The sequence below is a fragment of the Paraglaciecola sp. IT1134 genome (genome assembly GCF_058068185.1).
This window is the reverse complement of record NZ_CM176486.1, coordinates 1,057,975-1,083,264: the sequence shown is the minus strand read 5'-3', so window position 1 is coordinate 1,083,264 and position 25,290 is coordinate 1,057,975. Positions and strand designations below refer to the sequence as shown.

20 protein-coding genes are annotated in these 25,290 nt (G+C 44.9%); 11 read left to right on the top strand and 9 right to left on the bottom strand.

Going from position 1 to position 25,290, the window contains the following annotated elements; translation table 11 throughout:
• Positions 1–139 precede the first annotated feature (139 nt).
• The 3 genes from AC3RV5_RS04645 to AC3RV5_RS04635 all read right to left on the bottom strand — a co-directional run bounded on the left by AC3RV5_RS04645 (position 140) and on the right by AC3RV5_RS04635 (position 2,301).
• Positions 140–688: a thioredoxin family protein gene (locus tag AC3RV5_RS04645; protein WP_489730802.1), complete on the bottom strand. Its 549-nt coding sequence runs from the start codon at positions 686–688 to the stop codon at positions 140–142.
• Between the two features lie 105 nt (positions 689–793).
• Positions 794–1,027 (bottom strand): putative quinol monooxygenase, encoded by a 234-nt coding sequence (locus AC3RV5_RS04640; protein ID WP_489730801.1) that lies wholly within the window; start codon positions 1,025–1,027, stop codon positions 794–796.
• A 248-nt stretch (positions 1,028–1,275) separates the two neighbouring features.
• Positions 1,276–2,301 carry a zinc-binding alcohol dehydrogenase family protein gene (locus tag AC3RV5_RS04635; RefSeq protein WP_489730800.1) on the bottom strand — a complete coding sequence of 342 codons (1,026 nt, stop codon included), beginning with the start codon at positions 2,299–2,301 and terminating at the stop codon, positions 1,276–1,278.
• Between the two features lie 119 nt (positions 2,302–2,420).
• Between AC3RV5_RS04635 and AC3RV5_RS04630 the strand changes: the two genes are divergently transcribed.
• Both AC3RV5_RS04630 and AC3RV5_RS04625 read left to right on the top strand, forming a co-directional pair.
• Positions 2,421–3,356, top strand: coding sequence for a LysR family transcriptional regulator (locus tag AC3RV5_RS04630; protein WP_489730799.1), 936 nt, complete (start codon positions 2,421–2,423; stop codon positions 3,354–3,356).
• A 148-nt stretch (positions 3,357–3,504) separates the two neighbouring features.
• Positions 3,505–4,599, top strand: coding sequence for a patatin-like phospholipase family protein (locus tag AC3RV5_RS04625; protein WP_489730798.1), 1,095 nt, complete (start codon positions 3,505–3,507; stop codon positions 4,597–4,599).
• Between the two features lie 47 nt (positions 4,600–4,646).
• Here AC3RV5_RS04625 and AC3RV5_RS04620 read toward each other — a convergent pair whose 3' ends face one another.
• A complete protein-coding gene (locus AC3RV5_RS04620; RefSeq protein WP_489730797.1) occupies positions 4,647–5,090 on the bottom strand; it encodes a response regulator in 444 nt (147 codons plus the stop codon).
• A 55-nt stretch (positions 5,091–5,145) separates the two neighbouring features.
• Entirely contained in the window at positions 5,146–6,210 is a 1,065-nt protein-coding gene (locus AC3RV5_RS04615; RefSeq protein WP_489730796.1) for a sensor histidine kinase, read from the bottom strand.
• Between the two features lie 522 nt (positions 6,211–6,732).
• Here AC3RV5_RS04615 and AC3RV5_RS04610 point away from each other — a divergent pair.
• A complete protein-coding gene (locus AC3RV5_RS04610; RefSeq protein ID WP_489730795.1) occupies positions 6,733–7,965 on the top strand; it encodes a sensor histidine kinase in 1,233 nt (410 codons plus the stop codon).
• Positions 7,966–8,037: 72 nt separating this feature from the next.
• On the opposite strand, the gene AC3RV5_RS04605 is transcribed toward AC3RV5_RS04610, so the two are convergent.
• Together AC3RV5_RS04605 and AC3RV5_RS04600 are read right to left on the bottom strand one after the other, a co-directional pair.
• A complete protein-coding gene (locus AC3RV5_RS04605; protein WP_489730794.1) occupies positions 8,038–8,193 on the bottom strand; it encodes a hypothetical protein in 156 nt (51 codons plus the stop codon).
• 398 nt (positions 8,194–8,591) lie between these two features.
• On the bottom strand, positions 8,592–8,921 hold the full coding sequence (locus tag AC3RV5_RS04600) for a hypothetical protein (RefSeq protein WP_489730793.1): 330 nt from the start codon (positions 8,919–8,921) through the stop codon (positions 8,592–8,594).
• A 640-nt stretch (positions 8,922–9,561) separates the two neighbouring features.
• On the opposite strand from AC3RV5_RS04600, the gene AC3RV5_RS04595 reads away from it, so the two are divergent.
• From AC3RV5_RS04595 to AC3RV5_RS04570, 6 genes are all read left to right on the top strand, one after another.
• A complete protein-coding gene (locus AC3RV5_RS04595) occupies positions 9,562–12,039 on the top strand; it encodes a S8 family peptidase (protein WP_489730792.1) in 2,478 nt (825 codons plus the stop codon).
• A 108-nt stretch (positions 12,040–12,147) separates the two neighbouring features.
• On the top strand, positions 12,148–12,978 hold the full coding sequence (locus tag AC3RV5_RS04590) for a DUF6689 family protein (RefSeq protein WP_489730791.1): 831 nt from the start codon (positions 12,148–12,150) through the stop codon (positions 12,976–12,978).
• 42 nt (positions 12,979–13,020) lie between these two features.
• Positions 13,021–13,848, top strand: a complete 828-nt coding sequence (locus AC3RV5_RS04585; protein ID WP_489730790.1) for a GAF domain-containing protein — start codon at positions 13,021–13,023, stop codon at positions 13,846–13,848.
• A 36-nt stretch (positions 13,849–13,884) separates the two neighbouring features.
• Positions 13,885–17,040 (top strand): protein kinase domain-containing protein, encoded by a 3,156-nt coding sequence (locus AC3RV5_RS04580; RefSeq protein ID WP_489730789.1) that lies wholly within the window; start codon positions 13,885–13,887, stop codon positions 17,038–17,040.
• Entirely contained in the window at positions 17,030–17,725 is a 696-nt protein-coding gene (locus AC3RV5_RS04575) for a sensor histidine kinase (RefSeq protein ID WP_489730788.1), read from the top strand. Before AC3RV5_RS04580 ends, AC3RV5_RS04575 begins: the two co-directional genes overlap by 11 nt.
• Positions 17,722–18,354, top strand: coding sequence for a response regulator (locus AC3RV5_RS04570; RefSeq protein ID WP_489730787.1), 633 nt, complete (start codon positions 17,722–17,724; stop codon positions 18,352–18,354). The genes AC3RV5_RS04575 and AC3RV5_RS04570 overlap by 4 nt, the downstream gene beginning before the upstream one ends.
• Positions 18,355–18,378: 24 nt before the next feature.
• On the opposite strand, the gene AC3RV5_RS04565 is transcribed toward AC3RV5_RS04570, so the two are convergent.
• Complete coding sequence (locus AC3RV5_RS04565; protein WP_489730786.1) at positions 18,379–20,841, bottom strand: S8 family serine peptidase; 2,463 nt, start codon at positions 20,839–20,841, stop codon at positions 18,379–18,381.
• A gap of 406 nt (positions 20,842–21,247) precedes the next feature.
• On the bottom strand, positions 21,248–21,409 hold the full coding sequence (locus tag AC3RV5_RS04560) for a DUF2986 domain-containing protein (RefSeq protein ID WP_489730785.1): 162 nt from the start codon (positions 21,407–21,409) through the stop codon (positions 21,248–21,250).
• Between the two features lie 220 nt (positions 21,410–21,629).
• Between AC3RV5_RS04560 and AC3RV5_RS04555 the strand changes: the two genes are divergently transcribed.
• Positions 21,630–21,968: a YggL 50S ribosome-binding family protein gene (locus tag AC3RV5_RS04555; protein WP_489730784.1), complete on the top strand. Its 339-nt coding sequence runs from the start codon at positions 21,630–21,632 to the stop codon at positions 21,966–21,968.
• 985 nt (positions 21,969–22,953) lie between these two features.
• Entirely contained in the window at positions 22,954–25,221 is a 2,268-nt protein-coding gene (locus tag AC3RV5_RS04550) for a TonB-dependent receptor (RefSeq protein ID WP_489730783.1), read from the top strand.
• Positions 25,222–25,290: the final 69 nt, after the last annotated feature.

Below are 25,290 nucleotides of genomic sequence, written 5' to 3'. Positions count from 1 at the left end.
ATCAAAGTCCCCTGTCATTACAGATCCTTTCACTTTGCCGATTTGATTACATTCAAAGATGTTTCTTGTTCGAATGCTGATCTTTGAGCTTGGTAGCCAATATCGCGGGTATAACGTTTTGCTCTTACCCCAGACCTCCTCACGAACGCCACTTAATGGAACAGCCCATACTGGGTGTCTGTTGCTTTGGCCCTTGACCAGTCTTCGCGATCATGCGCATGGCATTGAGTAGCTCAGGTACGCGGTCTTCAGCATTACCCATTCGGGCATCATCTAATCGACCCCGATACTGTAATTCACCTTTAGGGTTAAAACCAAAAAAATCCGGTGTACATACAGCACCGTATTGCTTGCCAACTGACTGGTCTTCATCCACTAAATAAGGAAAAAGAAAACCGTATTTTTGCGCAAAGCGCTGCATGTTTGCCGGTGAATCTGCCTCCAGGTCTTGATAATCGTTGCACATTATCGCCAATACGTTAATGCCTTCGCTCATTAACACGCGTGTATCAGCAGCGAGTCGTTCTCCTATGCGCTGAACATAGGGACAATGATTACAAATGAAGGCTATTAATAATCCTTTGTCACCTAATTGCTCGCTCATGGTAAAGGATTCACCTGTTGGGGTTTTCAGCGTAAAATCTGGGGCTTGGTAGCCAAAATCACAAATGGGGGTATCAAGGAGCATTGGGATTATCTCTAAATTTAATTGGCCAGTACTGCCTGTTGTTCATCAGAACAAGACCGTTAAACGCCTCGTACCTATAATAAATAATTAACGTCTGTTTGCTGACTAAGCGATGTGGCTCATCTCGTTTAATGTCCATGACTCAATGGCCCCATCAACTGCCTCGCCATAAACGGCCATGTAGTCGGCGTTCATATGGTGCTGCCATAACTCACGGGTTTGCCAATTTTCAAAGAACATAAAGTGTGCAGGGTTTTCGTTGTCTTGATGTAACGCATAATCAAGGCAACCTTTCTCAGCCCTTGTCACGTCAATGAGTTTGAGTAACTCACTTTTCACTAAATCGACTTAGTCTTGTTTTGCGATAATGTTTGCCAAAATGGTTAATTTAGTCATGTTATGTGCCTTTAGTCATTACTGTTATTTATATGTGGTTAAATTACAATAAGGTGGCTTAATTTCCTGCTCAAGCCATCTTACATTCAGTTTTTACGCTAGGTTGCCGGGTTAATAGTTAAATTCCCGTTTGGCTTAGCTAAGCCCCGTGCGCTGTCATACATTAAGCAATGAACCTGAACCCGAGTGTATTAAAAACCTTCTAACACTATCTTGCCGATAGACCGGCCGGTCTCTAATGCTTCATGGGCTGCACGCAAGTTTTGTGCATTAATCGCTCCCATATGTTGACCTACCGTAGTCTGGATATAACCTTGGTCAACCAAATCTGCAACACGATTTAACAGTACACCTTGCTCCTGCATATCAGCAGCTTGAAACATTGAGCGGGCGAACATAAATTCCCAATGTAGCGACAAGCTCTTTGATTTTAAGCTGGTTATATCTAAAGCTTGTGGATCGTCAATCATAGCGATTTTGCCAAAAGGTACGAGTAAGTCAGTGTAGGCTTCAAAGTAAGCATCTGTGCTGTTTAAGCTTGCCACGTGGGTTACCTGACCAATATTCAACGCTTCAATTTGTGCCTTTAATGGCTTGGTGTGATCAATAACGTAGTCTGCACCTAATTTTTTCACCCAGGCGTTTGAGCTTTCACGTGACGCAGTACCAATAACGGTTGCACCGGTTACTGCTTTGGCAATTTGCACTAAAATCGAACCTACTCCCCCTGCAGCGCCAACGACCAGAATGATCTCGTCAGACTTCTCTTTGAGGGTCGCAGACTGTTGTTTTATGGCCAAATGTTCGAACAAAATTTCCCATGCGGTAATGGCCGTTAGTGGCAAAGCAGCGGCTTGTGGATCCGATAAGCTTTTAGGTTTAAACCCCACAATGCGCTCATCGACTAATTGGTATTCTGCGTTTGCACCTTGGCGCGTAATATCACCGGCGTAATAAACCATATCCCCTGGTGCAAACTCACTCGTCAACTCACCAGCAGCGACCACTTCGCCAACGGCATCCCAGCCGATAACTTTGCTTTCACCCGGTGCGGGCGGCATATTTAAACGCACTTTATAATCCGCTGGATTGACTGCAATGGCTTTAACCTTGACCAGTAAATCATGGCCCGTGGCAATAGGTTGAGGTAGTGTTAAATCGATCAATGATTCAGGATTGCTGATAGGCAGTGATTGGGTATAACCGATAGCTTTCATAATAGTGTCCTTGTTAGGGTAAATTTGAGTATTCAAAGTTGATGAGTAGATCATAGACCTTGTTTTACTGCCCTTAAACAGCATAATGATTGAAACATTAACAAAAAATATTAGATAATATGTTACTAGAAGATCTATACGTGGTGCTCAAAGTGGCCGAGTTTCGCAGCATTACCGCTGCAGCGACAAGTTTAGATATGCGGCCAGCGACCGCCAGTGCTGCACTTAAGCGGGTTGAAGCCACTCTAGGTGTAGATTTATTTATCCGTACTACTCGGCATTTGCGTCTTTCCACTGCCGGAGAGCGCTACCTTCCCCACTGCCAGCAAGCTTTGCACACCCTTGAGTTGGCTAAACAGAACGTTAAAGGCGACGTAGATATTATTGATGGGGAGCTACGTATTGGTTTGTCGTCTGATCTTGGCCGTAACTTGGTTTTACCCTGGATAAACGAGTTTATGGACAAGTATCCCGAGGTTAGTCTACGGGCCAACATCAGCGACAGTAACATCGACTTTTATCGTGACTCGGTTGACTTAGCGCTGCGCTACGGTTCGCCCAAAGACGCAAGCATGTATGGCTTTAAAATTTGCAATGTACCTGGGGTTTTATGTGCTACCCAAGATTACCTGGATACAAACGGTACACCTGTACACCCCCACGATCTGGCGTCGCACAATGGACTTTTTTATCAACTTAAAGACATCATCCATGACGTCTGGGTGTTTTCACACCACGATGGTGAATTGAAAATTAAGATGAAGGGCAAATACGCATCCAACGATGGCGATCTGGTGCGCCGTTGGTGTATAGCCGGTAAGGGCTTAGCGGTTAAATCCTGTTTAGATATGTCGACAGAGTTACTGACGGGCAAAGTGGTGCCCGTGATGAGTGACTTTCCTCCAACCTCCAATGAGCTTTGGCTGGTATTCCCCAGCAGACAGTCAATTACTCCAGCGGCACGTTTATTACGCGACACTATCAAAGATAAGTGCCACGAGATTTTGAAACAGATGGTTAGCAGTGGAATTTTGTCGCCAAGTGTTTTTGATTAACCTCTTTCACAGATCCGTCAGTTAGCTGGTGTATTTTGCTAAGTTGCTGAAGTTTTCCTATTAAGGCGATTGGTTCTATCAATTATCTAATCCATACGTGCTTCTTTACACTGGTCTTATTCAAACAGACATAACGAGCAGGTTTACCATGAAGTCCCTAGTACCCCCCCTACAGATTAACCCTAACGATGGTACGCAGCCTATCATGGCGCTGATAGCGGAAGGTGGTGGTCAGCGAGGGATATTCACCGCTGGCGTACTTGATGCTTGGCTAGATGAGGGGTTTGATCCCTTTGATATGTTTATTGGCACCTCAGCCGGCTCACAAAATTTGACCAGTTTTTTATCCCGCCAAAAAGGCTATGCCAAACGCTTAATTCGTGGCTTGTCCCGGCATAAACGTTTTTATCAGTTACGCAGAGGTTTGGTAGGGAAACACATCATTGATTTAGATTGGTATTTTGACAAAACAACAGAAGCCAACCGCGCCATCGATTTCAAAATCGCTAAGGAAACATTGGGGCAGCGCCAGTTGCTTATTACCACGACCAATGCCAGAGACCGCAACCCGTACTTTTTAAGTCCAACGGGCGATGCCCATCAATGGCGCGAGTTGCTAAAAGCGTCAAGCGCATTGCCGTTTTTATATAAACATGGGGTTAAATTAACCCCCTGGTTAACCGCCAATGCAGCGAATCAAACAGACGAGATTGACGATCACGATGAGGCACAGCCTCAGGCTGACTTTTATCTTGATGGTGGTCTTGCCGCGCCCTTACCCGTGCGAGAAGCCTATAACCGCGGCGCGCGCAAAATAGTGGTGATCCGTACCGTCAATGCCCTCTTTCAAGCACACTCAGCTTGGGTACATAAACTAAGATCCTGGATTTGTGTATCAGGTTACTGCCCAAAAACGATTGATTATTTGGTGCGCCATGAACAAGCATATCAGCAGGAGCTAGCATTTATCGCCAACCCACCAGCAGATGTAGAAATAGTACAAATTTTTGCTGATGAAAAACTGCAAAGTAAGTTATTGGGCAGTACCGACAGGGATCTTCGCCACGATCACCGTGTGGGTGTCGCCGCCGGTAAAGCATTTTTAGAACGACACCTTGAGTTTTACCAAAAAGATGAACAAAGTGCTGTTGAGTATGCCAACCCAGCGCAATATGCACGAGGTCTGCTCCCCCATCAATTTGCTGCGCACCGAGTGGCTGATGTCCAGCGCATGTTAGCGTAAAAACAAGACAGAGGGCGTGTAGGTAGTTTACGCTGCCCTTGAAAAACTTAGTGAGGTAACTCTGATGTTATTACCCAATAATAATTGAGTTCTTTCATTTTTTTTGAAAATTCTTCGAATTGAAATGGCTTGGTCACATAGCCATTGGCCCCTAAACTGAAACATTCTTTAACTTCTGCTGCAGTGTCTGACGTGGTGACCATTACAACCGGGATATCGCTAATTTTTTCATCATCTTTTATGATACTTAAGGTTTCAATACCATCTTGACGAGGCATTCTGATATCCATAAAAATTATATCCGGGCGTGGATATTTGTTTTTATCTTCATAGGGAGCCTCATTTCTCAAGTAGGCGATTGCCTCAACCCCATCCATAACATGATGGATGCAATTTTTGATATGAAACTCCTCAAACGCATCAATCATTAGCTCCGCATGGTCCGGATTGTCTTCGACCATTAAGGCAAATATAGGTCTAATATTTTTCATTTTTTGTCTCGGTAACATGTTTTCCTAGTGTAGTTATCTCCAACTCAATATCTCTCTACTTAGAGAAAACAAGTGTGAATGTACTACCCTTGCCGATTTCTGAATCAATATGAATGCCGCCTTTATGGTGTTCGATAACCCGCTTCACTATGCTCAAACCTAACCCTGAACCACTAAATTTATCCTCATTTTCTAGCCTGACAAAAGGTGAAAACACTTTTTGTACATCTTTTTGATCAAAGCCGATGCCATTGTCTTGCAGTATAATACGAAAATGGCTCTGGCTCTCCTGTACCGAAAGGTCAATTTGCGGGGCTTTTTCGTTGAATTTAATGCTATTGCCAATCAAATTATGAAACAACAGGTGAATTAACGCTGCGTTACCTTTTATAACTGGAAGTTTCCCCTCTATATTCACACTAAAATGGTTTTGGGTTGTATCACGAAATGACTGGGTAACTTCAGCAAGGGTATTGTTTAGATCAACGGTTTTAAATTCTCGTTCAGAATAACCAATTGACAGATATTGCTGCAGATCCGTCACTAAGCGGTGGATGGTATTAGTATTCTTGTGCAGGCGTGAAAATAATTTTAGTTCGTCTTCGCCCAGCCCAACTCTGAGGTTAAGCTTGGTCTTCAGAAGCTCCGAAACTATCATGTTGCTATTTAAATGGTTGTTAAAATCATGGGATAAACTGGCGCAAAACGCCTGCATATCTTGATTGTAATCCTCTAATTCACGTTGGTGTTTCCAACGCTCAATGGCATAGCGGCAAGTTCGATAGAGCAACGACGGGGTTATTTCACTCTTAGGCAAATAGTCTTGAATGCCGTGCTCCAGCAAATCTCTCGCCACGTCAATGCTGTTGAATGAGGTTAAGGTGACGATCGGCGTATTATGACTGTCAGACTTTAACCAGCTAATAGTTTGCGCCACGGTCGAATCAGGCAATTGTAAATCGAACAGACATATATCGAATTTTCCGCTATTAAGCTGGTGAACTCCCACAGCGAGGGTTTCTGCTCGCGTAATGTTGACGTTAATTTCATTTATGGCAGCCAAAGCATCTTCGATATGCTCAAAATGGTCTTGATTATCTTCAATAATAAGAATGTTCAAATGTCTGATCCTGCTGCCTAAAAATGCGTGTTAAATATTCATGGTGTCACTTCAGACCAGTAAGTAACAAACGGGAATGACCTGATTGTAGTGGCTGTATTGTAAACGAACATCCTATTGTTGCAACTTCATGCATGCCTGGCCTTAGCAGCCAGGTAAGGAATCTTACCTTATTGTGGCAGGTGGCAACCTACATCTAGTTGCTAAAGAAATTTACGGTTTTCGTGCAATAGACGAGCCGCAGACTACCCGGCTGCATGTTTTATCGTTTAGGTATTAAATATTGCTAAGTAGAGCAAGCCTTGGCACACTAAAATACACTTTGGGTTTGTCTGAAGCCTGAAGTTACATAAACTCCGTCAGCGTTCTTTTAAACCTTGGCTTTTAACCCGATTTACCCCATTGCGCCACGATATGTAGACAATTTGTAAGTCCGGTGTTTTTTATATTTAAAATCCAAAACCTATGCTGCTAGTACCCCCAAAGTGCGCCATTAGTTACCCAAGTGAGGACAAAACCAACATGATCTCTTCCGACATTCCTGCAAATGAAGCTCAGCGTCTCGCTGCACTCTACGATTATCAAATATTGGATACCCAGGAGGAGGAAGCATTTGACCAATTAACCGAACTTGCCTCAACAATATGCGGAACACCTATTGCGCTAGTTTCGTTGATAGATGACAAAAGACAATGGTTTAAATCACATCATGGCCTTGCCGTTAGCGAGACACCACGGGAATGGGCATTTTGCGCCCATGCCATTCACAGTGAAACGGTCTTTGAAATAGAAGACAGTCGCAATGATGAACGCTTTTCTGACAACCCCCTGGTAACCGGTCCGCCCGAGGTTATTTTCTACGCAGGCGCACCTTTGATCACACCGGAAGGGCAACGTCTGGGCACTCTTTGTGTCATTGACAACAAGCCGTCGCACCTGGCCGATGAGCAAAAGAGGCAGCTTGAAATCATTGCCAAACAAGTTGTGGCGCAATTGGAACTGAAAAAAGCGAACCGCAAAAGAGAGCAAACCTTTGCCAAATTAGTGGAATTGTCAGGCAAATTGACGGAGCGCAACGAACAACTTGAACAGTTTGTGTACACCGTATCCCATGACTTGAAGGCACCTCTGGTTACCATAGGCGGGTTTTCGCAAACCTTGTATAATGAGCTTTCCCAGCTCCTCTCGGAAAAACAGCAACATCGTCTTATTCGCATCGCTGATAACGCCAAACACATGGGAGAATTACTAGATGATTTGTTGGCACTGTCCCGCGTAATGAAAGTGGATCATGATGTGGAGGCGATAGATACCCAGACCGTCATAGACAATCAATGGCAGAGGCTGGCTCCGCATAATCGTAATATTCAAGCGACCTTCAACACTGCCTCACTGCTACACCCAATCAATGCGAATAAAACGCTCTTGTCACAATGTGTGATGAATTTACTTAGCAATGCCGTCCGCTATCGAGACCCTTCGCGCCCATTAATACTGCGAGTTTATACCCAAGATAGAGATGATAGCGTATCGTTATGTATCCAGGACAACGGCATCGGGATAGAAGAAAGCAACTTTGAACGAATATTTAACATATTTCAGAAGGTTGGCAGGGGGGAAGGCACCGGCATTGGTTTGAGCATTGTTAAAGCCGCGATGGAAAAACATCACGGCAGCGTCTCACTTACCTCAACCCTGGGAGAGGGCAGTACATTCATATTATCTTTTCCCAAAGTAGTGATTAATGCAGCGTAAATCTAGGGCCGAAGTGGGTTTTACACTATATGAAGTTTTGGACACCCTAACTCAGGATATCCAGGAAACAGCTTAACCAACTGAATAATTTGCCAAGGATTTTGTCACAGACAAATTTTGGTACCAATGGGCGAAATCGGACATCCAGCCTTTATAGAAGCCTATCATGCCGCAGACGTCGGCAGGATTTTCGGTATTCAAGTCATCTAAACCAAAGAAATCGCCCATTGGGTTGGCCCTGTGGCAGTCAACCATCAAAGGAAGGGTAAAGCGGTATATAGTTCACCAAAAATAGAATTTAGAATATATTATTATCCCTACATATCAATTAATTAACTAGTCACCCAACAATTAAGACAGAGGTTTTATGGGCCTTTAAAAATACAAAAGCAAGACAAGGTTCAGAAGCAAAGTGATGCTAATTTGCTAGGATATAAATGGTAGAAAACCGAAGTAAAATAGGCAAATAAACAATCGGGGGTTTGCCAAGCCAAACTCGCGGGAAACAGGGAGGTAATCCTGCTCAACGCAAGCGTCTTAGCGCTAAGAGCTGGGGTTAGTTACATATAAAAAGCGCTGAATAATCAGCGCTTTTTATTAACTCGTATTAGTCAAACATCGAGTTTTTACTTATAGATAAGGATTTGACCAACAGATTTATCCGCACTTTGTGAAACCACGCGAATTTTCAAACCATAGTTAGGCACGTTACGACCCGCATCATGGATTTGATAACGGGTTGAAGCTGCAGATTTACCACTCCAGGTATTGGTATGGCGGTCTGCATCAACTACACCTAAGAAACTGTCACCTGGATGTACCCCTACCCAGTTATCGTTATACGCATTGTCGACATACCAAAGTAACAATCCTTCGTCAAATGCCATGTTTTGACCCGCAATGTTCAAATGCCCTAAACCGGCATCAATACCTTGATGGGTGCGCCTAAATTCCAACGATGAGCCACTTACGATGATCTATTTAAAGGTCGCATGGACTTAGTGCCCGCCAACAAAATCATGATTGATTCTTATTGCGCTATGGCTAATTGTTCTCTGCAAGACTTTAACTTTAATATAGCTTTGCCTGAGATGAAGCAAGATTTTTATTTAGCAGTCTCTAAACACACAGACCCAAAAGTGATTCAGGCTCTGCGCCAGGCATACGAGTTGCTTGAGTCTAGAGAGGCAAAGGGGGCTATGGATCTAATCGAGGCAGCCCAGGCTCTGAAGTAAAAGGTACGCGGACCCCGTCAAACGTAAATCACTAATGATTTGGCCACAGCTTAGTGACTTTTCATATATCACGCAGTATCGACTCTGGCCTTTGGCGGCATAAGCCGCTTGGTGGCCAGAACTGTATTGATCCGTTTAAATAATCAATGTACAGCATGAGCACAGCAAGTAGTAATTGTTATCAATCTTAATATCCCAGTCTATTTTTTGGTTTGAGGCTCTCCTAGGTAAAAGAGGTTTAGACTAGTTTCTGTTATTGCACTGAAATATAGGGTGAACCCCCTATATTCGTTCAGCAAAACACTGGTCAGTATAGGGTGACATTAACTAATTTAAACAACTCACAAGGTTGCACACTATTATGAAAAAACGCACACTGACAGCCATTGCTACCGCCATGTTAAGCCTCTCTTGCGCGGCGCATGCCGACGCGTTAATCGGCGATCAATTAGCCCAATCGTTACCCACGTTAAATGATTCTCAACCGGTGATGACCGTGGTGACCTACAATCAATTAGCCCCGCTAACAGAGGCACAGCTAAGTCAAATTTTGTCTCTTGGGATTAGCCAAGGTGTGCAATTTAAATCATTGCCCATTATCGGTTTGCTAGCCACTAAACAACAAATTGAAGCGCTGGCTAAATTCACCGATATTCAATCTATTTTTGCGAATCGCAAAATGGAGTATTTTAACGCCGACGCTAGACAGATAACCGGTGTTGCAGATCTACAAACTGCCGATTTCGAACAACGCAACGGGATTAAATTCACCGGTAAAGGCATCACCGTTATGGTCAATGACTCAGGGATTGATGCAGCCCATCAAGATCTGCTTTTTGGTGATACCGTGGTAGAAAACGTCCAAGGGTTGACCCACGCATCGGTGATTAGCTTAACTGGTATTACCGACGGAGCTAGCTTAAAAGGGCAAGTTAACACCGACAGCAACTCAGGCCATGGCACCCATGTGGCTGGCACGATTGCCGGCAGTGGTGTTATGTCCAACGGAAAGTACGTGGGTGCAGCACCTGGCGCAGATATAATCGGTTATGGGTCTGGCGGCGGACTATTCCTGTTAGACACCATTGGCGGTTTTGATTTTGCGATTAACAATGTTTATAGCTACAACAGCCCAATTAAAGTGATTAGCAACTCTTGGGGATCAAGTGGCAAGTATGAGCCCAAAGGGCCAGTTTCATTGGCTACCTATAAGGCGCATAAACTGGGCATAATAAGTGTTTTTGCTGCGGGCAACAGTGGCTCAGGCGAAGACACTAATAATCCCTACTCACAAATACCATGGGGTTTATCTGTCGGTGCTGGGGATAAATTTGGCAAACTCGCCGACTTTTCATCTCGCGGTTTAAAATCTGAGAGCGGCGATTTTACTATGCCAGATGGCACAACCTGGCAATATAATAATGAAGTCAGTATCGTTGCCCCTGGGGTGGATATTGTATCTACCCGCGCGACGACCAATTTAGCCGCCAATGGAGGCGAAGCGGATATAGACGCGATAGAGCCAGAAAATCTGCCCTTTTACACCATGATTTCTGGTACTTCTATGGCCACACCTCATGTGTCTGGGATCATCGCTTTAATGCTTGAAGCGAATCCAAGTCTCGACAATCTGACGATTAAACGTTTACTGCAAGAAACTGCCACCAACATGCCGGGTTACGAAAGGTGGGAGGTTGGCGCGGGCTATGCGAACGCACGCTCAGCGGTGGCCGCGGCGCTAGATTATGATACGAATCACAAAGTGACTGTTAATAATTTAGAAAATAAAAAGTTTAATGCTAACGCCAGTGTTTACACCAGCGAACGTGTAGAAAACTTAGAGTTGTTTTATGCACCAGTAGGTGAACCAGCCGTGGAGTATTTTGAGGTTACTGAAGGTACAGTCATTGTTAAGGCCTCAACCAGTACTCTTGCTAACCTGACCAAACTGGTCCTAGTGGCACCAGATGGTACCGAGTATTTTGGTAACCTTTCCACTCCAGTATTAACAGAGGACATGCGAGTCTCTGCGCCGGGTATGGCGGGTACTTGGGGGATTTATGTGTATGGCTTAACCTCTTTATCTGGCACCGATGCTGATCCCCTTGGTTTGACCAATGGACCAGGAGCACCTGAGTTTTTTGATGTAACAGTCGCGTTTGAAGTCAGCGACGGATTCGACGGACTAGACGATATAGGCGGCCACCCACAACAAGGCGCGATTGAATTTGCGGTCAGCGAGAGGCTTATGGACGGACTGGGTAATAATAGCTTCTTTCCGAATAGCGTGTTACGTCGCAAAGATTTTGCACGCTATGCGGTGATGGGTGGTGCGGTCAGACAATATCGCGATCTGCTGAATGAACCCCAACTAGAACTGAGCGGCGCTTCCACATTAGATAAGCCATACCTAGAGGCGGTGTCGTCTAAAGGTGGTGCGCTTAAAGATAACAATCGTAATCAAAACCCGGTCCTGTTAACGACAAATAACAAGGCGAACTCATTTGCTAAAATGAGCAAGTCAGACCTGGCCTATAGTTTGGTGCAAATGCTTGGAGTACAAGATGCAGCAACCAGCTTTGACCCGGCTAACGACATAATCGTTGATTATAAAGGTGAGCAGATTGTGTTGGCCGATCAGGACCAGATTGCCGATGAGATGAAAGGTTATGTGCAACTTGCAATTAATCTATCACTGATAAACGTGGCGTTTTCAATAGAACAAGGACCATTTGATTTGGCACCAAGATTATCAGCACGTTTTGAACCGGCACAATCGGTGTCGCGCGCTCATTACGCAGAACTTGCCTCTCGACTTTATCTTAATTATTACCAGTAATAGGTAGCCGGTTGCCGGGAGTCGGTAACGAAAGTCAGGCCGCTATTGCTGTAGCGGTCTGAATAAGATAAGTTGACTCGAAAGTATACAATAATAAGGTGCAAAATTATGCCACTAACATTACGCCAATTTTATGGTTTTTTATTTGTTGCGATGCTGACTAAAGTATCAATTGCGCAAACTGTTACTCCTACTGCAGTTTCAATAAATGACAATATTCTGCAAGCAAAACTGCAAGTCACCGAGTTGATTGCTGTTGATTTAATCATGGAATTTGAAAACAGTATCGGCTTAAGCGCTGACAATATAGACATTAGCGCCACCTTGGTTGATGTAAACTCGAGCACGGTAACAAATCGGCTCACCTCTGCAGGTATCAAAGCGATCCCCGCTTTTCCGGTGATCATTTCAATCAGTCCCAACGCAATGAGTGGATTTGGTTTTGAAGGGTTAGCCTCGGTGGAAATTTATACCAAGTCAGTGGCATATAACGCCTCTATGCCAGCCAGGCTTTTTAGATCCCATGCTAATGACAGTTTCGAAGATATTACTTCAATGGTCTCCGCAGGCAGTATCCGTGCACGTGGTAACACTGGTAGTTTCTCAGACTTTATGATCTTGCTTGACGAGCGCAGTAATGTGGACATGATAGAGGATACGTTTTCCCAGCTAAACCAACTATTTAATGACCACAGTGAATTGGTGACACCAATATTAGCGGCGTCTATTCAAACCAGCCTTAACACGCTTCAAAACGCACTATTGGCGGGCAATTACACCGCTGCCCTAGAAGCTACCGAAAGCTTAATCGACATCACCGAAAACGCAACAGGCGACCAGATGAGCAATGTGTGGCGCTCTTCGAATGATTTACTCAATATGCAAGGTGAGTTACTGACCCGTCTTAAAACCTTGAGATACAGTCTTAGGGTCATTTGATTTTGCTATTGTAGTAATTTAAACAAGGACATTACCGTGCCAATGCAGGTTAACATTTCACTTGATTCGGGTTGGATGGCCGAACATATTCTATTCGAAGGTAATGCCTATAGTATTGGCCGGTCAACCCAGGCCGATGTATTGATTAACCATCCACAAATATCTCGCGCCCATGCCACCTTGAGCGCTAACGACGACAACATCTGGTCACTTCAAGATACCAGTAGTGCCGGCTGTTACCACCAAGGTAAACGCATCACGAGTTTGCCGCTAACGGCTCAGCATATCTTGCAGCTAGGCCCCGTATCGTGCCAATTTAAGCAGCTTAACCACCATCAGTTGACCGCCCTAGACAATCAGAAGATGTGGCGCCAGCACCAGATTGCGCAAATGTCCAAACAATTTAGTCAATGCGCCTCGAGTAACGCGTTGCTGGATTCTGCTCGCCATTGTTTGCTACAAACGTTGGGTTGTGAGCGGGCGGCACTGATTTTGGTCGACCAAGATAAACAACTGCAACAATGTTTGGGCTTTCAAGCATGGATGGCAGATCACAGTTTCAGTGGCAGCAAGACTATTATTCATCGTTGTATTGACCAGCAGCGCGCCCTTGCTATCGGCAATATTCAAAACGACCCAAGCCTGGCATCGCAACACAGTGTGGTGCGCAACAACATTCAAGCGGCTTTGTGTGTACCGATCATGTCTGACCATAATGTCATTGGTGTTTTGTATGCTGATAACACCCAGGGCCGCCAATTTTTCACTGAAGTTGATATTAAATTTGTCGAGTCGTTTGCCAATATCCTATCATTGCGTTTGTTATTTCAATCTATAGAACATAATATCTCTCTAGCTTGTAATTACTAATGCTCACATTGGTGAGAAATCGACTGGAGTGACTAGTTGACCGATCACACAGAAGATCTAGCGAACAGCATAAATCTGGCAACCCATCCATTGCGCTCAGCCTCACAACTTGCAAACAACTCTATTTTGGTTCAACGTTTTAACATAATTGAACCGCTCGGCAGTGGCGCACAAGGTAATGTGTATCATGCCTACGATCAATTATTGGAAACGGATATAGCCATCAAGGTAATAGAAACCTCGCTAGATAATCCGTCTAAGCTGGACTCTATCCGCAATGAAGTGCTGATTGCCCGTCGTTTACAACATCAAAATATTATTCGTATCCATGATGTGTTTGAGGATCAAGGGCTGGTCTTTTTTACAATGGAGCTGATTAAGGGTGTCGCCCTGATCAAGCGACTCGAAAAACCGATTTCAAGAAACGAATACCGTCTTTGGACCGAGCAATTATTCAGTGCGTTAAGCGCATGTGAGGCATCCGGGATCAAGCATGGGGACATTAAACCCGACAATATTCTAATTGATGAAAACAATAATCTTCGCCTTATCGATTTTGGTATTGGCCAATTTAAAAACGATAAGTTGCAAACTAGCGGTCACCACGATTTTTCGGCCCCAGAAGTTATCTATGCCGGCCAGTCCAGTGTGCAATCAGAATTGTTTAGCGCAGGCAAAATAATTCAATTAATGCTGGCGAATATGCCCCTAGATGCTTTTTCACTTCGCGGGCGTTGGTGGCAGGCAAAACAGGCCAATTTTGTCTCCCAGCTTTGCCATCCTAACCAAGCCAAGCGCCCCAGCTTAAGTCAAGCCAATGACTTTTATCACGGGCAAAAAAGCAGCCCAAAGCATGTCTATGGAGTAATTGGCTTAGGGCTGTTGATCTTGCTAAGTGTAATAGTGTGGATCCTATGGCAACAGCAGCAGTCGTCGACGACTGCGGGGGCCTTACCCATCAGCACGATTCAAATCGCAATCGTTCATGACGGTAATTCGCCACTTCTCAATGGCTTGGTTGAACTACTTGAAATCCCGCTGCAAACCAACCCCCAGTTATCCGTCATTGGCGGTCATCAAACCCAAGAAATCATCCATAACCTTGCCTTGCAGCCGGTTTCAGTGCCTCAAGACAGGATTAGTTTGGCCACCATTTTTGGCTTGGATGCGATGATAATACTGACCATCAATCATATCGAAGCAAAGGACTTTTTAATCCACGCGAGTATTCATTCAATGCCTGGGGATATCAGCATCGTTGAATTAACCCGCAGCATTAATGCTAACACCCTGGAGCAAGATTTAGCTGACTTTGCCCTAGGTATGTTTGAGCAATTTGAATTGCAGTTATCCCAGCCATTTGACCAATCTGAAGCCACATCGCTATTATCAGGATTGAGTGCACTTGCGCCTGGGCTTAATGCTGATGACCCTGACGCCTTGCTAAACATGCATAATAATCTAACCCGATACGCTCCCGACTCAGCCGGGGCCTGGTATCGGGCGGCATATCAAGCATGGCAACAAGGTGACATCCAATCCGCACAAGATAATCTGCAAACGCTATTTGCATTGCACAGCGAGTCACCTTTTTGGTTGCTTAGCGGTCGTCTACTGGAGGCTGAGATCAGTAACAATCTGCCGTTAGCCCGCCAGGCGATACAAAAATTGACGGATGCTTTTCCAGAACGACCCGATTTATTGGCCAAGCGCGCAGAAATTTACGAATGGGCAAACGATTATGAATTAGCCATAGCCGATTATCACCGAGCAGCTGAATTGACGCCGAATAATGCGCAATTGTGGTTTCAGTTAGCCCGCCTGAAAATTCTGTCAGGACAAACCCAAAGTGCCATTGACAATGAGTTGACGCGGGCTTTAGTCCTATATAGAAAAAATAAAGATCCGAGCGGAGAAGGCCTGGTATTAAACGCATTTGGCGTAGCCTACTTACGACTGGCAGAATATAACACCGCCGAAAAGTACTTGCAGGAAGCTCTAGGCATATTCGACGCACAACAATTTCCCCTCGAACGGGTTAAATCCCTAGCCAATTTGGCTAATCTGGATGCTTTAAATGGCCAGTTCATTCAGGCCAAAGCTGCCTTGGAGGAGGCATCACAGCTCCTTGATGTCGTGGGTGATAAGACTCAACAAGCACATGTGTACGATACACTCGGTTTTTTACATGAGGAGCAAGGGCTGTATGCTCGGGCGTTGAACTATTACAAACGGGGTCTAGACATCCGCACGGCCAAAGGGGGGAGCATTGAGCAAGCCCAAAGTATGAGCAATGTGGCTTATATGCATTTTTTAATCGGTGATTATTCTTTGGCGGATATTTATTGGCAGCAGGCAAAAGCGCTATTTAGCAAAAATAATGAACAACTTCACTTGCAACGGACCTTGCAGAATCTTGCTCAATTGAGTCTGGTAAAAGGCGATCGCTTAACCGCTACTGGCTATTTAGCCGAAGTTTCCCAGCAGCTTGATCCCAGCCAAAAGCAAGAATTGATGATCAATAAACTGTTATATAGCTTTTTGAACTTTGCCGATGGTGCCTTGAAAAATGCCCTGGAAAATCTGGCCAGTGCTGAGAAGATTGCCAAACAGACTGACGACAGCAGAGCCCTGACGGAGATATATTTGTGGCACGGGGAAATTTGTTTGAGAACAGCAGATTTATCCTGCCTGCGTGCACAGATTGACTTAGCCCAAAGTACCATAGCGGCCACTATGATTGAACAACAGGCATTATTGAAGTGGCTAGTGTTTAGTTATGATGTCGTGACCTCTGAGCTTTTATCCAGCGAGCCAATCGAATTTGTGGAAAAAATCAAAACCGCCAATATTCCGGTGATCACCGAAATGAAAATTTTGTTGGATATTCAAGAAAGGTTGAGCTTGCCGCTCAGCAGCCCAATTATGGGGCGATTAGAGCAAATAGTTAAACCTATTTACTACCAACAATACATGAATTTACTGTTTATTAAATCATCCCAAGTTGGCGCCCGAACGTCTTTGCACCAACAACTTGTATCCCATCCAAGATATTGGCGAAACCACCTGTATTATCAAGTTTTCGAAGATCAAAAAGCCCAGTTGAAACAACAAGACCTGTTGCAAGAGTGGATCAAACAATTGACTGAGGAGCAGGCCAAGTCATATCAGGAGCTTTACCTTGAACCCTGAAAACACACAACATTTATTAGCCCAAGTGCAGCGACAGCAAGCATTGTTGCAAGCGCGTCTAGACGAAGAGCAACACAACTTAAACCTGCTCGCCAAACGCTTATGGGCGCAGCAAGAATCAGAAAAAGCCAAACTATCACGTGAATTACATGATGGCGTAGGCCAACTGCTTACCGGCTTGACCAGACGCTTACAAAGTATCAGCTTTACTCAACTCGAATTTCAAGAGCTGGCGCAATTAGCTGAAATGGCCCTGTCAGATGTTCGACAGGTATCACGTTTAATGAGTCCCACCATCCTGGACGACTTAGGTCTCATCCCTGCGATTAAATGGTTATGCAGAAGCTTATTTGCACATGAAGATTACCATTACGAATGCCAATTTGATTGCACCCTGGTGCTGCCCAAAGATATCAGTATCTTGATTTTTAGGATTGCTCAAGAAGCGCTGGTAAACATCATCAAACATGCCCAGGCTTCAGAAACACGCATACTGTTATCCAGCCATCACCAAACAATTAGATTGGATATCATTGACAATGGTCTTGGCTTTGCGCATAAAGAGGTTGAGAAAGGTATTGGTCTGAACAGTATGAAAGATAGAGCCCAGGCGTTTAATGCGGATTTAACTATCTATTCTAAGGTCGATAAGGGTTCGAGAATTACTTTAACGGTTTCAATATGAGTATTTCCATTGTGATCGCTGACGATCATGTCCTCATGCGTCAGGGGTTAATCCAGGTATTGACTGCCGAAAAAGATATCAACGTGATTGGTGAATGTGGTGACGGGATCGAACTCATCAACCAAGTGTTAAAGCTTGCGCCAGATCTCGTGATCATGGATATTTCAATGCCCCGCATGAGTGGCTTAGTGGCCATTGATAAACTGTTGGCCCAACGGCCTGAAAGCCGCATCTTAGTATTATCCATGCATGATGAACTGGAATATGTTGAGGCGATGCGCGACGCGGGTGCGCTGGGCTATGTGTTAAAGGAAACGTCGAGCGAAAAATTGATCGCCGCAATCAAGTTGGTGGCTGCGGGTAAAAGTGTGTTTCCGATGCCCACAAATGAGCAAGACTCACCGCTGGCCCAGGCCAAGTATGTCAACCCCATCACCGTGTTGACCAGGCGAGAGCGCGAAGTGTTTTTTTTAGTCACTGCGGGAAATACCAGTAAGAAAATTGCTGAGTTACTAGACATGAGTTTGAAAACGGCAGAAAACCATCGCAGTAATATCTATAAAAAATTACAAGTCAACAGTTCGGCAGAGTTAGTAAGATTGGCCGGCAAAGCCGGCCTATTGGAATAACCTGCTAGGATTAAATTAAGGCGATTAACGCAGACAGTCTAACTTGGTCAGTGCCACAGCCGTTTCACCACGGGTAATCGCAGAATGCGGATTAAAGTAAGCCACAAAAGTAGGTTCCAAATCGTAAGGTCCCTGCTCTACTTCTACTGTTACGCTAAGCAATCCTAACGCCAGCGCTTGTTGCACATAGCCTTTTAATTCAGGACTGATAGTGTCGCTATCGATCACTTTAATCGCTTGTCCAAATACAATGGCGGTTACGTCTTGTTTGGTATCGAACGATTGGGCATTGGCTTGTAAGCCCATTGATTGCACTAGCGAATAAGCGAGTTCCTCACGGAGTACATTGTCGTTGCCACCAAAGATAGATGAACCATCGTCCAACATCAGCGGCGCATCCGTTCTATCTAAATCGGCTAACATGCCGCCTGCTAACGTGGCGGAATTAACCGCCGCCGCGTGCGTGGAATCTACGTCATTATAATCAGACTGATTACCACTGAGGGTCTGACGAACGCTGGCTGACAACGTAAGGATATCGGCTAGTTGCACCCGTTTAAGATCTGCGTCCGGTTTAAATCCGCTTTTAGTAGAATCCATCAGCTGGCGTTTAACCACATACTGGGCAAATGGGCCGGCGGGATGGACCATAACATCATCAAGTCCCTCATAGCCTATGGTTTCCAGCATCCGAATATCAACATCCACTGTGCTTGGCGCACCAACACCATTGGTGACGCCCGCCGGATCGACAGAAAGTCCACTGAGAGAACCAATACCCCGGGAGTATAGTTTCCACTCACCAGGCATGCCCGGTGCCACTGTACCAACCCTGGAGCCTAAACCTTCAAGACCAATGCCTGAACCGTACTGATTGCCTGCCGGATCTTCCAACACAAAAGCAGAGCCGGTTTCAATCACAGCTTTGGCGACCACCAGCGAAACGTCAGCCCCAACAGTAAAGGGTGTTACAGGTGAATCACCTACCGGCATAAAGGTGGTGGATAAAGTTAGACGATCACCGTCAACCACAATCGCTTGAGCGTTGAAATCTCGATTCAATTTGACCGTATCGCCAAACACCTCCTCGCCATTGACTATAGCATTGACCGCAGCATGGACATTCACATACCCAGCGCCTACTTCCCAGGCTTCTCTGCCGGTCATTGGGGTAGCGGTTTCTTGCAAGATACGTTTAACGTCTTGCCATTGCAGTGAGGGATTGGCTTCTAGCATCAACGCTACAACACCGGAGATATGTGGCGCTGCCATGGATGTACCACTAGAAACGGTATAATAGGCCAGATTTTGCGGTTCGATCATGTCGGCATCATCTTGCGCACTTAACCCGCCTAAACTGGAGGTAGACGCACGAGCCGAAATCACATCTACGCCAGGGGCAGTAATCGTTGGGCGGTCCTCCCACATAAAGGTTTCACCATCGATTTCAACTTCCTTGGGCTGGCCATTAATCACGCCTCTGGAACTAAAATCAGCCAACTGGCCTTTTTTATCTCCTGCGGCAACGGTAATCACCCATGGGGCTTTTTTAAAGTTTCCGGTAATCGAATGTTCACCTGAGCCTGAATTGCCGGCGGAAAACACGGTAATAATGCCGTTGTCGGCTAATTGTTTGGTGGCAATATTGGTGGGATCATCGGGATTAAAATCCATGCCTATTTCACCAGTATTGCCAAATGAATTCGAAATCACCCGAATGTTATATTGGTACTGATGGGTCAAGGCGTAATCGAAACCGCCTAAGGCGTCAAGTATAAGTAGGGCGGCGCCCGAGCCATAGCCAATGATATCCGCGCCTGGTGCTACACCAGTATGTTTGCCTGAGCTCATCGCGCCATTGCCGCCTACCGTGCCTGCCACATGCGTACCGTGACCACCGCCTATGTCGGTGTTCGACACGTTTTCTTGATAAGTTATCGGTAATATACCGCTGAAACTGCGTAAATTGGTTTGGCCAAGCACATTTTGTTTGACGTGAGAAGGAAACATCAAATCGCCGTGATTGCCATCTATGCCTGAGTCGTTAACCACCACAGCAACACCGCGGCCTGAGTAGGGAATACCATTGTTGCGCAAATTGCCATCGGCACGTAAGTCACGGGCACCAGAAATTTTAGTTGATTCAAAATTTTCCAAGGTTAGTTCGTCGTTGTTCCACACCGACACCACGTCGTTGCGTGCGTAAACCGCTTCTACCTGAGATTTAGTTGCCAGCACACCAACAATCGGCAGATTTTGCATGCTCACGCCGGCATTGATCCCCAGGGCAGTCAAAGCATGCAATTGGCTTTTATTAGGTGCGCCATCATTATCAAAGGTAACGATAACCTGATGCAGTTGTTCGCTATCGGCCTGGGCGATTTTAGATGCCAGCTGCGCATCAAAAGTTTTTGCCTGAAGGTAAGACGCCGGAAGGGATAACGATACGGCTAGGGTTAAGGTTTTTATTTTAGTTAGTAATTTCATCGGGAATAACTCTAAGTAATGAAGACCGCTCCACTATTACCGGCGAAGCTTTAATCTGAAATGGGTAGTTACCCCTAAAAAATGAATTAATTCTCGAATAAAAGCGCGGATGAGGGGTGTACAGACACATAAAAAACCCTGAAAACAGGGCAAAAGGTGCTGACGGAGTAAACTAGTGTGATGAGACTCTATCTAAGCGGCGTGCACGTTTACATGGGTAATACCCCCGATACCTATGGAAACACCCGAGCAACGTTTTGCAACCAAGGTTACTTGGTTATAACAGGTTGATTGCATCGTATTTGGGGCTGGTATGCTAAAGCGTGGGCTCCTGTGTAGAGAGTATAGAATTTACGTCAACTCTGGCTACTCCGCTGATCTTGGATAAAGCATAAATGGCATGAAGTTAAACTTTGGGGGTACCTTCAGCTTCCAACTCTATGGATTCTTCTAGCTTTGCCCTTTCAGCCTTAGAAATGTAAGGGGCCTTTTTATTACCGCTACCTTTAGCTTTGGCGGCTTTGATTCGTTTCTGGTGTATTTGGGTTAATTTCTTTTTTTTATTCATGGGAATATCTTTGGTTAAAGTGGCGATGAGTTAAAGCTAAATTAATACGACATAGTTGGTCATTTTTGGCATTATAGCGCAACACCCAACGCCTGTTATTTTTCTTTCAGAACGAATTTACAAAAGCTGCTAGTATGCGCTCGAAAACCACTTAGATTCGATGATTGGAAACTGGATAGAAGTGATGATTTAATCTTTTTTAACTTTTACAGGTAATATAATGTCAGAAAAAACAACCAGAAATAGACGTATTCGAAAAAAATTGTATTTAGATGAGTGGGCTATCTTAGGCTTTGAGTTTAGCTGTAAGTTAAGCGAAGCATCAGAAGAAGAGTACGAGCTTTTCTTTAACAGCTTTGCAGAATTAGTAAATGAAAAACAACTCTATATTAGTCTGGATAACGATAGCGAGTCATTCGAAGGCTCTGTTACATCATCAGAACGCTATGGCAATGCCACAGAAGAAGACAGAGCCGCTGTCGAAGCGCTTCTTAATAGCCACGCCATAGTCTCTGACGTAAAAGTAGGTGGTTTAGTGGATGCATTTTACGAAATGTAACTATTGGATAGTTAATACCAAACTATGCAAAACATCCCAACGCCCGAAAACAGACACATGTGAATAATGGACATTCATGGTGCACCTCCTTACCAGTAGTCGAGTAAAGGTGGTGCGCGTCTACCTTGAACCGGGTGTATTATTCTCCTTACCAATATACTTTGCGTCTTTTATTATTTTTTCGAACTCGGCTGTACTTATTTTCCCTTCAGCCCACTGTTTGTCGGCATGCCATTCTTTTAAAGCATATGGGTATTCAATGGCTCAGAGCACGTATTCAACTTCTTGTTCTGTAATATCACCTTTTTATAGTGGCGCAAAGCCGCAGCTTTGTTCCATTTTCTATCTTCAGGAGAACTCGGAAGTGTGAAGTCAGTATCCCTAAAAGTATTGATTGAATAATTTTTAAGTACATACGCAAAACTCCCTGTAAAACATAACAATTTAGCTAACGACAAACTGGTGTGTTTAAACACCTCAGTTTGTCCAAAGGACATTTTCACACTACTCCCATGTATGTTTTTTATATGGTTTTTTCAAAGCTGTGCCAGATATACTTGGGCGTCACCCCAATCTGGTCCCGATTTGTTGTTATTGTAAAGCTGCGGTGACCAGCTTTACATGCAGCAAAAACATAATTGCAGAGAACCAAAGTAATAACGTCTGGCGGCAAGCATGCTAACGCTTGTGGCCAGGGGGTATAATATTGACTCTGAACCCAAATATTTTACCTTCACTAAAACTTTAAATACGAAATATCTGAAAAGAAAGTGTCAGGTTAGTATTGACCAAAACCGTATAAGGAGTAAGTATTCCAAGACTTGAGATCAGGAGTATAAAGCTTAGTCGGCTCCCGGGCACTTAGGATATTGTGCGATTTTTGCTGGCTAATTAGCTTCTGTATAACCCCACTCTCGTTCAGATATTTTCATTTTTAAAAGCAATAAAAGTTACTCAACCTTGACCAATAATAGGGCATATCACCATGGATTACGCACACACATTGAGTCACCCACATAAAACCGTCAGCACCATAACGTTCTCAAGAACTCGTATCGCACTGCTCGTCGCCTCGGTTGTCAGCTCCACAGCGCTTAACGCACAACAGAATACATCCCCTACAGTAGAACAAAGCACCCAATATGAACGGGTGATCGTTACCTCTCGTAAACGTTCAGAGTCAATGAATGACGTGCCAATTAGCATTAATGTGGTCAGCGAAGATCTGATTAATAACCTAGGCGCCAGCGATTTCACTGATTTGTTAGGCGTGGTACCAAGCCTAACCGCCTATCAAAATGGCCCTGGGCGCACACGTTTATCTATTCGCGGCGTGGCAAACGGCGGGGGCAATGATAACGACACCCAAAACCAAGAAACGGTTGGGATTTACCTAGACGAAATACCTATTTCAATGGGTGGCATGAATCCAGAACTGGCGCTGTTTGATCTGAAACGAGTTGAAGTGCTTCGCGGCCCACAGGGTACGTTATTTGGAGCGGGCTCAATGACAGGTACGGTACGTATGGTGTCAAACGATCCCAATTTGTCTGAGTTTGAAGGTAAATATGAGGCCAGCGCATCAAACATTGCTCACGGCAGTCAAAACGCTTCCATCAAGGCGTTAGTAAACGTACCTATCATTGACAACGAACTGGCTGTGCGTGTCAGTGGTTATTACTTGGATAATGGCGGCTATATAGATAACAGCCTAACGGGTGAAAAAGATCTTAATGACGGAAAGTCAAAAGGCGCAAAAGTATCCGCTTTATACATTCCAAGCAATGCGTTAAGCATTGCCTTGAGTTATTTACACCATGACTACTCGGATAACGGCCGTCCGGTAGATATTGATTCAACGCCTCTTTTCGTGCGTGATTACCCTTCTTTCGATGGGTATGACGACACAATGGATGTGGGAAACTTAACCGTAAAATACGATTTAGAATGGGCCGAATTAGTCAGCTCCACCTCTTATTTTGACCGGTCTATCGTGAATCCTCGCTCACTGGACTTATTGTTTGAAACCGCCCTACCGCCAGGTATCACGCCCCATGAGCTCGTTGATTTAACCGATTCAGAAGTATTTGTGCAGGAGCTTCGCTTAAGCTCCACCACAGACAGTGATTTACAATGGACAGTGGGCGCTTATACCGACAAAAAAGACCTGTTTTATGAAAACACCTTCCCCGTGCCAGGTGCCGACGCCATATTAGGTGTGCCCTCCTCCGCTTTCGGGGCGCCAGATGATCACTTGTTTTACGGCTTTGACGATTTAACCGTTAAAACCTACGCATTTTTCGGCGAGCTTTACTACGATATCGGCGATTTCTCGATTACCGGCGGTCTGCGCTATTTCAACTGGGAACAAGAAATCGAGTTCTATCAATCGGGCTTATTCAATGGCGAAGCGAATAGCGATGAGCGGCCCAAAGGCAGCGTTGATGGCTTCAATCCTAAATTGAATGTGGCTTATCATGTAAACCGCGACAACTTAGTCTATGCCCAGGCCGCCAAAGGCTTTCGTTATGGTGGGATTAATGGGGCCATTCCGGCATCGGTTTGTGCTGACGAGCTGGCCCAAGTAGAGCGCGAGGGCGGTGATACCCGCTTCTTCGACCCAGATGAAATATGGAACTACGAAGTGGGTGTAAAAGGCAGTGATGCCAAAGGTACGGTTAGCTACAACGCCACCTATTTCCATATCGATTGGCGTGATATGCAAACCAGCCGTAGTTTCGAGTGTGGTTTTGGATTTAAGGAAAATGTGGGTGATGCCACCAGCAAGGGCGTTGAACTTGAAGTGACCGTAAAACCCATTGACGGATTAACCCTTTCCGCCGGTGCCGCCTATATCAATACCACCCTTGATGCCGACGTACCTAACCTGGATGCGAAAAAAGGGGATGCAGCACCTTTCGTACCCGAAACCTCGTTCACAACTTCTGCAGAGTATGCCATACCAATTAATGCGCAGTTAGAAGGGTTTGGGTGGGTGAATGTGCAATACACAGACGATCGCTCAACGGAGTTTAGTGAAGATAATTCGAATTATCGCAAAATGGATGCGTACACCATCGCCAACCTAAGATTAGGTGTACGCTTTTCAGACTACGAAATATCCCTGTTCGCCAATAACCTGTTTGATGACGACGGCGTTGTGCGTGCAATTGGCCGCCCACCCTTTGACCCACCCGCGAGCATTCGTGTCACGCCGCGCACCGTAGGTGTGACATTCAGAGGCGGATTTTAAGTTATTCAATTAAACGCATGGGGCAGCAGGCCATAGCATGTGCCTTTTCAACAGAATAAATGGAGTTAA

Bases quoted from the DNA above. Each gene is read 5' to 3' on its own strand.
- AC3RV5_RS04590 (WP_489730791.1), top strand. From the start codon at position 12,148: ATGCCACTAACATTACGCCAATTTTATGGTTTTTTATTTGTTGCGATG.
- AC3RV5_RS04595 (WP_489730792.1), top strand. From the start codon at position 9,562: ATGAAAAAACGCACACTGACAGCCATTGCTACCGCCATGTTAAGCCTC.
- AC3RV5_RS04625 (WP_489730798.1), top strand. From the start codon at position 3,505: ATGAAGTCCCTAGTACCCCCCCTACAGATTAACCCTAACGATGGTACG.
- AC3RV5_RS04630 (WP_489730799.1), top strand. From the start codon at position 2,421: ATGTTACTAGAAGATCTATACGTGGTGCTCAAAGTGGCCGAGTTTCGC.
- AC3RV5_RS04645 (WP_489730802.1), bottom strand. From the start codon at position 688: ATGCTCCTTGATACCCCCATTTGTGATTTTGGCTACCAAGCCCCAGAT.
- AC3RV5_RS04555 (WP_489730784.1), top strand. From the start codon at position 21,630: ATGTCAGAAAAAACAACCAGAAATAGACGTATTCGAAAAAAATTGTAT.
- AC3RV5_RS04550 (WP_489730783.1), top strand. From the start codon at position 22,954: ATGGATTACGCACACACATTGAGTCACCCACATAAAACCGTCAGCACC.
- AC3RV5_RS04620 (WP_489730797.1), bottom strand. From the start codon at position 5,090: ATGAAAAATATTAGACCTATATTTGCCTTAATGGTCGAAGACAATCCG.
- AC3RV5_RS04610 (WP_489730795.1), top strand. From the start codon at position 6,733: ATGATCTCTTCCGACATTCCTGCAAATGAAGCTCAGCGTCTCGCTGCA.
- AC3RV5_RS04635 (WP_489730800.1), bottom strand. From the start codon at position 2,301: ATGAAAGCTATCGGTTATACCCAATCACTGCCTATCAGCAATCCTGAA.
- AC3RV5_RS04565 (WP_489730786.1), bottom strand. From the start codon at position 20,841: ATGAAATTACTAACTAAAATAAAAACCTTAACCCTAGCCGTATCGTTA.
- AC3RV5_RS04605 (WP_489730794.1), bottom strand. From the start codon at position 8,193: ATGGGCGATTTCTTTGGTTTAGATGACTTGAATACCGAAAATCCTGCC.
- AC3RV5_RS04585 (WP_489730790.1), top strand. From the start codon at position 13,021: ATGCAGGTTAACATTTCACTTGATTCGGGTTGGATGGCCGAACATATT.
- AC3RV5_RS04570 (WP_489730787.1), top strand. From the start codon at position 17,722: ATGAGTATTTCCATTGTGATCGCTGACGATCATGTCCTCATGCGTCAG.
- AC3RV5_RS04560 (WP_489730785.1), bottom strand. From the start codon at position 21,409: ATGAATAAAAAAAAGAAATTAACCCAAATACACCAGAAACGAATCAAA.